At 59.5% G+C, this 13,309-nt stretch carries 12 protein-coding genes; 5 read left to right on the top strand and 7 right to left on the bottom strand.

The window, feature by feature from the left end; genetic code table 11:
* Positions 1-14: 14 nt before the first annotated feature.
* Positions 15-350 (bottom strand): c-type cytochrome, encoded by a 336-nt coding sequence (locus tag FMN52_RS10875; RefSeq protein ID WP_148609734.1) that lies wholly within the window; start codon positions 348-350, stop codon positions 15-17.
* 219 nt (positions 351-569) lie between these two features.
* On the opposite strand from FMN52_RS10875, the gene FMN52_RS10870 reads away from it, so the two are divergent.
* Positions 570-1,673, top strand: coding sequence for an enoyl-CoA hydratase/isomerase family protein (locus FMN52_RS10870; protein ID WP_148608643.1), 1,104 nt, complete (start codon positions 570-572; stop codon positions 1,671-1,673).
* A gap of 10 nt (positions 1,674-1,683) precedes the next feature.
* On the opposite strand, the gene FMN52_RS10865 is transcribed toward FMN52_RS10870, so the two are convergent.
* The 3 genes from FMN52_RS10865 to FMN52_RS10855 all read right to left on the bottom strand — a co-directional run bounded on the left by FMN52_RS10865 (position 1,684) and on the right by FMN52_RS10855 (position 4,801).
* The gene (locus FMN52_RS10865; RefSeq protein WP_148608642.1) at positions 1,684-2,181 is read right to left on the bottom strand and encodes an ankyrin repeat domain-containing protein; all 498 of its coding nucleotides are present in this window, start codon (positions 2,179-2,181) and stop codon (positions 1,684-1,686) included.
* An 83-nt stretch (positions 2,182-2,264) separates the two neighbouring features.
* Positions 2,265-4,424 carry a GNAT family N-acetyltransferase gene (locus FMN52_RS10860; RefSeq protein WP_148608641.1) on the bottom strand — a complete coding sequence of 720 codons (2,160 nt, stop codon included), beginning with the start codon at positions 4,422-4,424 and terminating at the stop codon, positions 2,265-2,267.
* The gene (locus FMN52_RS10855; protein ID WP_148608640.1) at positions 4,424-4,801 is read right to left on the bottom strand and encodes a DUF2237 domain-containing protein; all 378 of its coding nucleotides are present in this window, start codon (positions 4,799-4,801) and stop codon (positions 4,424-4,426) included. The genes FMN52_RS10860 and FMN52_RS10855 overlap by 1 nt, the downstream gene beginning before the upstream one ends.
* A 38-nt stretch (positions 4,802-4,839) precedes the next feature.
* Here FMN52_RS10855 and FMN52_RS10850 point away from each other — a divergent pair, with 38 nt between their 5' ends.
* From FMN52_RS10850 to FMN52_RS10840, 3 genes are all read left to right on the top strand, one after another.
* Positions 4,840-7,161 (top strand): ATP-dependent helicase, encoded by a 2,322-nt coding sequence (locus FMN52_RS10850; protein WP_148609733.1) that lies wholly within the window; start codon positions 4,840-4,842, stop codon positions 7,159-7,161.
* A gap of 160 nt (positions 7,162-7,321) precedes the next feature.
* A complete protein-coding gene (locus FMN52_RS10845) occupies positions 7,322-8,521 on the top strand; it encodes an OmpA family protein (protein WP_148608639.1) in 1,200 nt (399 codons plus the stop codon).
* Between the two features lie 78 nt (positions 8,522-8,599).
* On the top strand, positions 8,600-9,079 hold the full coding sequence (locus tag FMN52_RS10840) for a DUF4124 domain-containing protein (protein WP_148608638.1): 480 nt from the start codon (positions 8,600-8,602) through the stop codon (positions 9,077-9,079).
* Here FMN52_RS10840 and FMN52_RS10835 read toward each other — a convergent pair.
* Entirely contained in the window at positions 9,036-10,310 is a 1,275-nt protein-coding gene (locus tag FMN52_RS10835) for a methyltransferase (protein WP_148608637.1), read from the bottom strand. The genes FMN52_RS10840 and FMN52_RS10835 overlap by 44 nt on opposite strands.
* On the opposite strand from FMN52_RS10835, the gene FMN52_RS10830 reads away from it, so the two are divergent.
* On the top strand, positions 10,309-11,037 hold the full coding sequence (locus FMN52_RS10830; protein ID WP_148608636.1) for a tRNA/rRNA methyltransferase: 729 nt from the start codon (positions 10,309-10,311) through the stop codon (positions 11,035-11,037). The genes FMN52_RS10835 and FMN52_RS10830 overlap by 2 nt on opposite strands.
* 38 nt (positions 11,038-11,075) lie before the next feature.
* Here the strand turns inward: FMN52_RS10830 and FMN52_RS10825 are convergent, their stop codons facing one another.
* The gene (locus tag FMN52_RS10825; RefSeq protein WP_148608635.1) at positions 11,076-12,347 is read right to left on the bottom strand and encodes a D-amino acid dehydrogenase; all 1,272 of its coding nucleotides are present in this window, start codon (positions 12,345-12,347) and stop codon (positions 11,076-11,078) included.
* Positions 12,348-12,364: 17 nt separating this feature from the next.
* Positions 12,365-13,198, bottom strand: coding sequence for a polyphosphate kinase (locus tag FMN52_RS10820; protein ID WP_148608634.1), 834 nt, complete (start codon positions 13,196-13,198; stop codon positions 12,365-12,367).
* Between the last annotated feature and the right edge of the window lie 111 nt (positions 13,199-13,309).

Genomic DNA, 13,309 nt, shown 5'->3' with positions numbered 1-13,309 from the left:
TGACACGGTAAAACTTACTTGCCGCCGTCTGCGGGAAGACTGGCGTAATAGGCCGCCAGGTTGGCGATATCGGCGTCACTCAGGGCAGCAGCCTGACCCTGCATGATGGCCGCCTGGCCGCCGGACCGCTGCTTGTTCTTGTACGCCTTAAGGGCAGATACCAGGTACTGCTCATTCTGGCCCGCCAGGTTCGGGTAAGTCGGGATTTGCGCCAGACCGTTCTGGCCATGACAGGCAGCGCACACAGCCGCCTTGGCCTTACCCGCTTCGGCATCCGCAGCAGAAACTACAGCAGGCACTGCAGCGCCAAGCGCAAAAATTCCCGCAACAGCGTAGTGTTTCAGATTCATTGTCATTACCCTCTCATCATCGTTTTCAAGATTTTCAGCCCGGTTTGGAAGCCGGACAGTAAACTGACTAGCACTTATAGCACAGAGCCGGGGAACCTCAAATGCGATAGGTCAAGGACTTCCTTTCGACGTTCGTCCTCTTTTCTGTTCTGGCTATTAGAGTGAAAGTACGTTCGATTCCGTATGCAAGATCGATTTCATTATCCGGAGATAACGTCAATGTCTGTAGAGGCCCAGGAACTTGCCTGTCGCGAAGGCCATATCGGAGTTCTGACGCTGAACTCCCCGGGCACGCTTAATGCACTTTCCGAGCAAATGATCCAGCAGACCCAGGACATTCTGGATCGTTGGGCCAATGATGACCGGATCTGCATCGTGGTTATTCAGGGAGCAGGCGAAAGAGCCTTCTGCGCCGGCGGTGATATCCGCGAACTTTACGATGCGATTCTCGATCCGGAAGACAGAGAGAAACCGATACGCTTTTTCAGCCGCGAATACCGGATGGACTACACCATCCATCGTTTTCCGAAGCCGGTATTGGGTATAGCCCACGGCGTGGTAATGGGCGGTGGTCTTGGTGTGTTTTCCGGCTGCCGGTATCGGTTGATAACACCGGATGTCACCCTGGCGATGCCCGAGATCGCCATCGGTCTGTTTCCGGATGTGGGTGCCAGCTGGTTTCTGAAACGGCTGCCCGGTCGACTCGGCTTGTTCATGGGCTTAACCGGCGCTCGCCTGAACGTAAGCGATGCACTGCGGGTTGGCCTCGCGGACATGGCGATTCTGCCGGAAGATCGGGACCGCCTGCTCGACCGCCTGGCGTCGGAACGCTGGACCGGGCAGACTGCCGCGGACGACAACCGCCTGTTCCGCTTGCTGAATCAGTTCCAGACACCGGATTACCGGGCACTGCCGTCCAGCCACCTTGCAAAGCACGAACAGCGAATTGCCCGGCTCAGCGCTGGCGATGAACTACCCGAAATCGTCGACCAATTGCTCACGGCGGAGGTGGACTGCGACTGGTGGCATGCATGCATGAATACGCTGAGGACCGGCTGCCCGGTGTCCGCCTGGCTGGTCTGGAGCCAGTTACAAAAAGCCCAGCAGATGTCCCTGAAGGACGCCTTCCGTATGGAGCTGGCCATGGTCTCGGAATGCATCCGCCGTCCTGACCTGGCAGAAGGCATACGGGCTCTGGCTATCGACAAGGATCGCCACCCCAAATGGAGTTATCCGGGCGTTGCCGATGTCCCGGAAGATGTCGTCGCGGCCCATTTCACCCCGGAGTGGGATGACGAGACCGATCCGATGGGCCTGGAATAGCCCCCGGACACTAGAGTTGAGCGCCCGCCTGCACCAACAACATTTCCAGATCCCGATTGTTGGTGGTGCGAGCGATGTCCAGCGCGGTCTGGCCGTCCTTGGCCCGGTAATTCACATCGGCCCCCGCGGCCACCAGCCGTTCCGCGGTCAGCAAGTCACCATTGGCGACTATCTTCATAAGCAGTGACTCTCCGCCCTGGCTGACATTGACGTTGGCGCCGGCTGCCAGTAGCACTTTGACCACCGATAGATGGCCGTTCTCTGCTGCCCGCATCACAGGGGTATAGCCGTTGCGGTCGCTGGCGTTTACATCGGCGCCGGCGGACAGCAGCAGCTGCACGCGTCTCTTTTCACCATTCCCGGCAACTGAAATCAAAAGCGCATCAGCCTCGGCCAGCGCCTCGGGGCTGAGAGTAACCGGCTGGCGTTGGGAAGCGCAGCCAGACAGAAAAACAAAAAGCGGAAGCAAAATCAGCAAAACACGGAGGGCGCCGGTTCCCTTGGCCATAACAAACAGTCTCTATGGAGTCTCGGTGGAAAGATAGGTGGACCTATTCTGGGCAGACACCATCGGAAATTAAATCGAGCGAGTCACAAACCCGGGCCATCCTTGAGACGATCGCGAACCAGCAGCCTCAGCCGGTCTTCACCTTCTCTTTGCCCCAGGCACAGCTTTTGAGCCTGAAGCGACGACCATGGCCAACCCTGCAGTACGCTGCCGCACCACACGGCCAGGTCTTCATGGTCCCTCAGCCACGCCATGGTTCCCCGCGCCTGGCTCAGCTTCCGCAGAACCGGAACCATAACCTGAAACCCCCGGTGGCCGTTGGCGAAATTACGAAGATCCCGCAGATCATCACTATCAAGCCCGGGCCCCGGGGGCAGATCGGCCGTTATCTCCGCCAGCAGATCCGGTTCCAGCCCGGGCCAGTTGTCGGGCAACAGGGTAAGCCAGTGGCCGGCGAGTCGTTTGCGAATGCGCCCTTCCAGATCCAGGGCCGTCTGAGAGATGCCTTTGATCATCTGCAACGGATATTCCCCACTGGTGGCTTCCTGCTGCAAGCCGACCCTGAGCACATGAAGACCGCAGGTCTGCCAGAAGGCCAGCAGGTCGGTGCTGCCGCCAAAGCTGGTTCCAAGATAATCAACACCTTGCGCGACGCTATACGCCAGTGCGGCCTCGACCAGGCTTCGGCCAATAGCCTGCCGCCTGACGTCGTCTGAGATCGCAATGCGCACCACACGAAGACCTTCCAGGACAGCGGCTTCCGGATAGCCGCTGTGGCTGGCCAGCGATTGCGGCAGGAGATGTCCGCGAATTCGACGGGTGCCCAGGCTGACCTGTTCGGCCAGCTCCGGTGAAAGGCCACCTTCGAGCGCACACCAGAGGATTCCAACCGTCCGGTCACCAATCCGTGCACGCCAGCTCCGAGCAGCCGGATCGTCCAGCCATTGCCGAAGATCGGCCGGACTGGTCCGGTAATGGGCATCCACCAGCAAACCAAAGGCATGAGACAGCGCCTCATCGCCGGCAGTTGCCGGGTGCCAGGCTTCGATGACCAGCTCTCCGGCGCTGCTTTCGGTTTTTCGGGGTGGCACACTGCCATCGGCAGCCAGCAGAAAGAGCTGACTGACCAGTGCTTCCAGCGGATCATTCACGGCCCAGCGCACCGGCTCGGTCAGTGTCATCGCCTGCCAGTGAGGCGTCGACTGTTCAAGTACCTGTCGAAAGCGTATGGCGAAGCCCCGGCCGGCGCCCTCGTAGCCATGCACCGTGGTGGCAAATGCCACCCTGGGCCAGCCCAGCAGAACCGATTTCAGCAGGGATGCCTGGACCGCAGCGGCCTCGTCCACCAGAACCACCTCGGCCTCCGGTCGCAAGGCCAGAAGCTCCCTGACCGGAATAAACCTCAGGCGCCCGCCCGACCGGGTTGTCAGCGTACCGGCGCTGACATGGTCCAGCTGATCTGAGAGAGCTTCCCGGGCGTGGCGGAACAGGGTGTCTACATTCTGTTCCGATGGCGCAGTAACAACGATTTCCCGCCTGCCTTTCTCCAATAACTCCGCCGCAGCCATTCCCAAAGCGGCAGACTTGCCCCGCCCCCGGTCTGCGGTCACAACCAGCGGTCGGCGTCTTCGGCCCAGGCCAAACCGGACCAGGCGCTGAACCAGTTGTTCCTGGTCACGGGTTGCGCCGATTCGGAAGCTTTGCTCCGGTACAGCGGGAATGGCGGGCACGGTTGATGGCAATTTGCCCGGAGAGATCCGGATCACGGCTTCATGATCGACAAGAATATCGGCCATACGGGCCGCAAAGGGATGCTCTCCACCATGGTCAAGACCGGTCCTCGGGTAGTCCGGGTCAGCAAACCGGTGCCACTCATCCAGCGGCGGCATCAACCAGAACAGCAAGCCGCCGGCGGTCAATGCCCCCGAGAGAGCAGCGAAGGCATCGGGCGGGTTTCCCTGCCAGCCGTCCCAGATAATCAGGGAGACTTCCCGGCCAAGCCATTGTCGGGCCTCGCCCGGGACAATCCGGGTCAGGCGCGGATCGGGGCACTGGCCCGTAGGCCCGGTCCAGAGGCTGGTTTGAAGCTCGAGTTCAGATAGCAGGGCAGAAAGCCACTCGAGATTTTTTTCCCGACTACCTTCAAGCAGGACCAGACGGCGTTCGCCATTGGCGGCAAGACTGGCCTGCAGAGTGCGCCAGACAGCGGCATCCGGCGCGGCGTCGGGTCCAGGATGACTCATCAGCTAAGGTCGGCACCATGGGCTTTGAGGTCGTCGAGGGCGCACTTTTCCAGAGCGGCCTGGTGCGTGGCGCGCAGGCGGACTCGTGGCGCGCTGCCGGCTTCGAAGGCTTCCTGCCAACGAGCCGCGCACAGGCACCAGCTGTCACCCGCTTTCAGGCCTTCGAAGCCGAATTCCGGTCTGGGGGTGCTGAGGTCATTGCCCTGGGCTTTGGAGAATTCAAGGAATTCGTCGGTGACCACGGCGCAGACGGCATGCAGACCAAAGTCATCCGGGCCGACGTTGCAGCAGCCATCGCGGTAGAAGCCGGTGATCGGGTCTTTGCCGCAGGTTTCCAGTTTTTCGCCCAGTACGTTTACCGATTCGGACATTTCCATGTTTAAGACCTTTTAGCTTTCATGTTTTGATCGCAATTATGCGGGAGCGGTATCCGCTCTACCAGCAGGCCGTTACAATACCGGCCATGCCGACCGAACCCCAAATTCCCGATAGCACCAACCTGCCGGATTACCTTACCGATGAACAGCGGGCGATTATTACTGCCGGCTATGAGCATTCGGTAATTACCGCTGTGGCTGGCAGCGGCAAGACCTCGACGCTGGCGTGGCGTATCCGGTATCTGCTGGAACAGGGCCATGATCCGGACCGGATGCTGGTGTTGATGTTCAACCGGAGCGCCCGGGTGGATTTTGAGCGCAAGCTGCAGGACGTTTGCGCTCAGAACGGGCTGGCGCTGCCGGAGATTCGGACGTATCACGCCATGGGCCTCCGCCTGTATAAACGGTTTGTGCGGGAGGGTTATCTGCCAGGATTCTCAGAGAAGATTCTGACCGAGCAGGAGATCAGTTTTCAGGCCTGGCAATTGACGCGGCGGCTGGCGCCGGAGGATCTGGCGGATGAGATACGGCGCAACAAGAAGGATTTTGTCGAGACGGCGACGGGGTTTATTGATCTGGTGAAAACAACCCTTTCACCGGCAGAGATTGTGTTTGAGGAGCTGGGGTATTCCGACAAGCACAAGTATCTGGTCGATCTGTTCCACAGTTTTGAGCAGTGGCGGAAAAGCCAGGGCCGGATCAGCTACGCCGACATGCTGTACGAGCCGGTGATGGCGATTCACCAGAATCCTCCGTTGCAGCGGCTGGTGGGCAACAAGATGGATCTTATTCTGGTGGATGAGTACCAGGACACCAATGAGATCCAGCACCTGCTGCTGCGCTACGTGGCTGGAGACCGGGCCCGGGTGACGGTTGTTGGCGACCCGGACCAGACAATCTACGAGTTCCGGGGCGCAAAGCCCGAGTTTATTCTCAAACGGTTCAGCGATGAGTTTGAAAGCCCGCTGGAGCAAACCCTCAGCTACACCTTCCGCTACGGTCACCGGGTGGCGTTGCTGGCAAACCATCTGATCTGCCATAACACCGGGCGCAAGGATGTGCTTTGCCATTCCCACCCTTCCACTCCCGGCACAGAGATCACCCTGCATCGGGCGGAGAGCGATGCCGATACGGTGCTGCAAATTCTACAGGGCCAGTCAGAACCGGCCCTGGCCGGCACCGCCATTCTGTTCCGGGTCTGGAGCCAGAGCGTACCCATTGAGCTGAAGCTGCTGGCGCGGCAGATTCCCTATCGGATTGATGCCGGCAAGGGCGCCCTGTTCAGTCGGGAAGTGCAGGCCATCACCGCCTTGTTGATGGTGGTGACGGGAAAGCTGGAGAATCTTCCGGACGAGGATCGGCTGGAACTTGCACGGCAGTTGTTACGTTTTCCCCACGTCGGGTTGAAGGAGTCGGAGCTGGAACAGCTGGCGCGTTTCCTGTCGGGGTTTTCCGGCGGCTGGCATGAACGACTGTTGGCTATGGACTTCGACGCCCTGGCGCCCATGGCCGCTCGCAAGCTCAGGAAGCTGGGCGAGGTGCTTGCCCAACTGCGCAGCTACGGCGGCCCAGTGGCCGGGCTGATCAGTGTCTACGCAGAGCACACCGATCTTTACGAGGGCATCCGCAGCCTGGCGCTGACTCATGAAAGTGCCGAGGAACGGATTGATACCGTGCAAGGATTCCGGCAGTACCTGAAAAGCCTGGATGTCACAGCCGAAGGCGCACTGGAGCATCTGAGAACTCTGAAGCAGCAGGCGGGTGAAAAGCAACTGGGAGGCGTGCTGCTGTCGACCATTCACCGCACCAAGGGGCTGGAATGGCCGACTGTGATCATTCCCGGCCTTCAGGAGAAATACCTGCCTTACAGCCCGCGCCCCCAGGACGATGCCAGAGGATTTCTGGAAAGCGAGCGGCGGCTTCTCTATGTCGCCATGACTCGAACCCGTCAGCAGCTGCATGTGATCACCCGACCGGCCAGCAAGCAACCGCACCTGGATGGCGATCTGGGCCCCAGCCGGTTTGTGGAGGAGTGCTGCTTCGAGCTGGCCGAGGAGTTTGGACACTGGCTGGATGAACGGACCCCGGCCGAAGCTTCAACAATCCGGTTGAGCGCTCCCCTCACGGCGGTCAGCCAGCGCTATGCCGACCGGGAAAGTGTCACCCTGGAAGGCCAGGCCGCAACATCCAAAAGTTCGATGGAACCGCTCTGGCATCACCAGCGTCTTAGCCACGCGATTTTTGGCTCCGGCTCGGTGGTTGCCGAGGATGAAAGCTCGTTCGAAGTGCACTTCGACAACGGCGAGATTCTCAATTTCAGCAAGAAGAGCGCGCATCTGTATTTTACGGCTCTGGCCTGAAACGACTTCCGGCACGTAAACGTACACTGGGTACAATTGCGGACGTAACAATCCGTATCATTTTTTTGTCTTTTTTGGCCTACTGGCCTAAATTCCGGGTATAAAAGCACTTTTCATGAAGAAGTGCGGTACCACAACGACAATGAACAGGAGGTTCTGCATGAACATCATGCGTCCGATTTCCGCGGCTGTACTGGCCGCAACTCTGGCATCCCCGGCCCTGGCCGACCGCCAGGAAACCATCTATATCAATCCGTTTGCCGGCTTCCAGCTATTTGACGACAAACGCGATCTGAGCGAGACCGGGACCTTCGGCGTTGGTGTGGAATACCGCTTCCGCCCCCACTGGTCAGTTGAGGCACTTTACTCACGCGCCGACGCCGATCGCAAATACGTGGCCGGCGAATCCGAATTTGATGAAGTTCGGGTTGATGGTACCTACTACTTTGCAGGCCCAGAGGAGGCCTGGAACCCATACGTTTCTCTGGGCGCAGGCCATGCAGACTTTGGTTCGGACAACAGTGGTGTTCAGACCGCTGGCAGCAACCATGACGAGACTCGGGTCAATGTAGGTACCGGTTTCCGTTACAACATCAGCGATGCCGTATCACTGCGCGGCGATCTCCGCGAGTTCCACGGGATCGATGAGAGCACGTTTGATACCCAAGTCTCTCTGGGCATCAGCTTTGCCTTTGCCCGCACCGTGGCCCAGGCCGCTCCAAAGCCCGCAGACGCTGATGGCGATGGCGTCCCGGATTCAAGAGACCAGTGTCCCGGCACTCCGGCTGGAGCACCCGTTGACAGCAATGGCTGTGAGCCGGATGAGGATCGCGACGCCGTTGCTGACAGTCGCGATCAGTGCCCAAATACCACACGTGGTGCTGAAGTCGACAGCCGTGGCTGTGAACTGGACAGCGATAACGATGGCGTAGTGAACAGCCAGGATCTGTGCCCCAACACCACCGCCGGTGCAGAAGTGGATGACACCGGCTGTGAGGGTGTAACGGAAACCATCCAGACCTTCACCATCGAAGTGCAGTTCCCGACCAACAGCTCTGTGATCGGCAACGCCTACGACAGCGAAATCAGTCGGGTTGCTGACTTTATGCAGGAAAACCCGGAAACCATCGTGGAAATTGCCGGTCACTCCGACAGCCGCGGTGACGCCGACTACAACCAGTTCCTGTCCCAGCGTCGCGCTGAGGCGGTTGCCGGTCGTTTGACCGGACCTCTGGGCATTGATCCATCACGGGTGGAAGCCGTAGGTTACGGTGAAGAGGCGCCAATTGCGTCTAACAACACAGCAGACGGCCGTGCTGCCAACCGCCGGGTTGAAGCGCGCATTCAGATTCGCCGCTAACCACCGGTTGATATCTGAGTGGATTGTTGAAAAGGCGCCCTCCGGCGCCTTTTCTGCTTCTGGAAAAGCGAGAAACCAATGCTCCGACCTATTGGCCTGATGACTATCATGCTTGCCCTGGCAGCGCCGGCAGAAGCTCAGGTTTTCCGCTGCGATAAAGAGGGCAATACCGTGTTCTCCGACCAGCCATGCGGGGAGGATGCAGAATCGGTTGAGCTGAGGGATAACCGGATTGGTGGCAGCTTTGACCAGAACCTCCCGGCGCTGGAGGCCCCGGATTCCCGAGAACAGTCCGAAGAGCAGGAACCCAAGGAAGAGGCCGGCACCTGCCGGTTTATCAACTCCACCGATTTGCGTCGTTATCTGGTCCGCGAGCAGGTCGTCCAGGGCATGACCCGAGAGCATGTGCGCCGGGCCTTTGGCAATCCGCCTGAAACCTACACCAGCCCTCAGGAAGTCTGGATCTACCAGACCCGCTATTACGGCGCGCTGTACGAGCTAACCTATGTGTATTTCAGGGATGGCTGTGTTGACCGGGTGGAGTATCGGAAACCCTGACCGCATCGAGCAGCAGATTCCGGGGCGTCAGTGCCCGGTCGCAGAACTGCCCGAGTTGTACCCGGTAACCCTGCTCCTCCAGGAACAGCGCGTAATCCAGCACCATCCAGAGCTCCAGAGGACGTCGGAATAGATGTCTGACCAGCTCATGGCGGCGAACCTCCGCCAGCCGACGCTCGCCGCACGCAAGCCAGTCATCGAAGTCCACGCTGCCGGGTAATTCGAGGTGTTTTTTCGCCGCCGCCCAGCGGCAAAAAGCCTCAAAGCCCTCATTAACCAGCCGTGCCGGATGAGACGGCACTGGAAGGTATTCGTCCCGCCCTCGCAAGGACCGCTGCAGGCCATCAAAGCCGAGGCGCCACTGACTGATCAGACGGGTCTGTTTACGGACCCGCGCTGGCGCGGTCACTGTTTCCTGAACCGCCAGCCGCAAGTCGGTTCGGCCTGGTTGCAGTGTCTCCCGATAACCCGACGCTCGGTCAGAAAGGGGCTGGTAGATATCCTGGTCGGTCAGGTGGTAACAACAAGGTGAGATACTCAGTCTCGGCAACCCGGCTTCGCTGCCTCGCTTCAGTAACTGCCGATGCAGATCGCCGCAGGCATGGAGTGCAACACCATGGTGACGTTTCGGAAGCGACAGATCCGTTGCCATGACGTCCTGGCAGCGGATCGACACACGATCTCCGAACTGTTGGGCCAGTCGATTGCCGTCCCGCGCCAGCTCCTGATTCCACTCGAAACCCTGTATCTCACCGGGGCAAAGCGGCGCCAGTGTCCGGGACAGATGGCCCTTGCCACAACACCAATCCAGCACAGAATGCCCCAGGGGAACGATAGCTGCGGCAAACGCACCTGACTGCAATCGTTTCCGGCCCGGCATGTCCGTGGCCCGGATTTCCGGCAGGGTCGCCTCCGAAACCTTTTCGGCTGACGGCAAAAGCTGGGGAAGTAGCACCATTTCCGAATAACCTTCCAGGGACGACAGCCACCGGGATGCCCTGGCGGCCAGCTCAACCGGAGCGTCATCCAGGTGCCGGCATTCGTCATCAGTAAGCCCTGCCAGCATTGCGGCCAGTTCCGGATAATGGCGTGTCCACGCTGGTTCCGGTGTCATGAACGGCGCCGGTTGCCAGAACTCCCGGTGCTCAACAAGCCAGTCGTTCAGCTGCTGCCACCGCTGGTAAAAAGATTCCGCGTCGTGGTGTAAACTCGCCGCCGGAGGTAACGTCATGCAACTGGCCTTTGTACTTGTTGAACCCAAGGTTCCGGAAAATGTCGGAGCGGCCGCCCGCGCCCTGTGCACCATGGGCTTCGGCGAACTCTGGCTGGTCAACTCGGACCTGCACACGCGTCCGGAAGCCCACTGGCTGGCCCATGGCAGCGACCACATCCTGGACAATGCGCGCATTTTCCCCGATCTGGCGGCGGTAAGAAACTCCGTAGACCTGCTGATGGGGACCTCAGCCAAGCCACGGCACCAGCGTAAGGACTGGCACACGCCCCCACGCCTGCGGGAAGCATTGGCAACCAAGGGTTCATCCGTGGCCACGGCAGCTCTGGTATTTGGCCGCGAGGACCGAGGGCTGTCCAATGACGAACTGGCGCTCTGCGATCTGCTGACTGGCATTCCCATGAAGGTGGCCTACCCGTCCCTGAACCTGGCTCAATCCGTGATGCTCTATGCCTGGGAAATGTCCGGGCTTTCGGAAACCAAGGATAGCCTGAGCGAGCCTGCCGATGAGAACCGTCTTGGCGCACTCCGCGGCCGACTTGAAACCTTGCTACCGGAGCTGGATACACCGCCCGCAGGGAAGTTATCCCAGTGGGTTTTCGAGCGGCTGCCGTTATTGTCTGATCGGGATATCGGGTTTGTTCATACGCTGTGCTCGAACGTTGAGCGCGTTGTGGAATCTAGTTCTCCAGCGCACTCTGATTCTGAGGATGAGCCAGCCGGATAAGCCTTCCCGGGCCTTTTGCGCGCACCGATTTACTGAAACTACTCCTGGAATCTTCCTGGCCGGAAGGCATCCAGACAGATGGCGGGTTCCTCGCCGTCGATTACCTGGGCGATGACATCAGCACTGCCCGCGGACAGGGTCCAGCCGAAGGTGCCGTGGCCGGTGTTCAAAAAGAGGTTCTCTCTAGTGCCACGGCCGATAATCGCCGGGCCGTCCGGGGTCATTGGGCGGAAGCCGGTCCAGGTTTCGGCAGCATCAAGATCCGCGCAGCCGGGGAACCGGGATTCGACCGACTTCTTGATAGTTGCCAGTCGGGCTTCGGGAATATCCCGGTTGAAATCCGCCAGCTCGACAAACCCTGTGGCACGTAACCGATTGCCCAGACGGGTAGAAACGACTTTGTAGTTGTCGTCATGGATGGTGGAAGCCGGTCCTCGCTCGGGGTCTTTCATAGGAACCGTCAAGCTGTAGCCCTTTACCGGATAGATGGGCAGTTGCAGGCCCAGGGCTTCCACAAGATGGTTAGACCAGCAGCCGGCGCTGATCACGAAGGCATCCGCTTCCAGTGTTTCCATGACCCCATCATTGTTTCTGACAGAAATTGCACTGACTTTGTGGTCATCAGCAATCAGCTTTTCCGCTTCCACGTTGTAACGAACGAGCACTCCCTTTGCCTCGCAGGCTTTCGCCAGCTCCCGGGCGAACTGGTGACAATCGCCGGTACCGTCTGTGTCGTAGCTCAAGGCACCGAAGAGCGGACCGTAGCCGACCATGCCGGGTTCGGCTTCGCGTACCTGTTCCGGGGTGAGCAAACGGGAAGGGATACCCAGCTCGTTCAGCAAGTCATGAGTCGCCCTGTAGCCTTCCAGTGCCTCCGGAGTACTGGCCAGGTGCAGAAGGCCTTGATGGTCGCCATCGAAGGACAGGTCAAGCTCCTTCTCAAGCGCCAGGAACCGTTCCCGGCTGTGGATGCCGAGGCGCAACATGGCGCGGCGATTCAATCCGAACAGCCCTGGCGACCAGGCGTAACGGAGCGTGGAAAACATGAACTTGAGTGTTTCCACAGACGGCGGGAAGCGAAGCTTCAGGGGGCCGTCCTGCTTGAGGATCCAGGGGATGGCCTTGAACACAATCGCGGGATCGGCCCAGGGGTACACCACGCCATAGGATCGCTGGGCCGCGTTGGCCTTGCTGGTTTCATTACCGGCCACGGCATGGCGCTCCAGCACAGTAACCTGGTGGCCTCGGCGATTCAGCTCGTAGGCGGTGGTCATTCCCACCACGCCGCCACCAACGACAACAACGTGCATGCATTCCTCCCCAGTGTTTATTTCACGCCGCTTTTCGCCAGCAGGCGACGGTACTCTTTCAAAACATTCTCGTCTTCTTTCGGGTAATCCGGCGCCAGTTTCTGCAACTGCTCAGCCAGAATGGCCGCGACAATCGCGCGCGCCTGGGGCTTCCGATCACCCGGCACGATAAACCAGGGCGCCTGTTCTGCGTGGGTCGCGGCCATGGCTTCCTCGGCAAACGCTTCGTACTCTCGGCGTTTTTCCCAGCCGTCAATATCCGACTTATCAAACTTCCAGCGTTTGCGCGGTTTGTCGAGGCGTTTCAGCAGACGCTGACGATGCTCGTCCTCAGACAGGTTGAGCCAGACCTTGATCACCATGGTCCCCTCCTGCACCAGGTGATTTTCGAAGTTCCGAATGGACTGGTAACGGTTTTGCCAGTTGTAGCTGTCAGGCGTGTGGACCGGCCATACCCGCTCGGCGATCACTGCTTCATGATGGCTGCGATTGAAAGCGACCATCTGGCCAAAGCCGGGCAGAAACGGCGTAACCCGCCAGAGAAAATCGTGCCGGATTTCGGGGCCCCTGGGCCGGCTGAACGACCAGGCGTGAAAACCGGCGGGGTCCGCGTAGGTTGCCAGGGTGCGGATCAGGCTGTCTTTTCCGCTGGTGTCCGGGCCGTGGGTAACCAATAGAACCGCCCTGGCCTGGTTGGCCCAGAGCCGGCGCTGGTATTCACCGATCTGATCCAGACTGGCTTCCAATCCTGGCAGGGTGGTGTCATCGCCATCCAGAAAAGTCGGGTAATCCCGGAATCTGGGCTTTCCAGGGTCGTAAAGAAAAGAACTGGCAAACGCCGACAGCTTCATCAAGGTGCTCCGTGCAAGTCCCTATTAAGGTAATACAGGTCAACAATCGTACAAGCTGGTAAACTTATGAGCCTGAATTCACAGAATAGCAGCCCAAACGCAGGTTGCGAT

The organism is Marinobacter sp. BW6 (assembly GCF_008107725.1).
GTDB lineage: Bacteria > Pseudomonadota > Gammaproteobacteria > Pseudomonadales > Oleiphilaceae > Marinobacter.
Note: the sequence above shows the minus strand (reverse complement) of the source record. Positions and strands in the feature narration are given on the sequence as shown.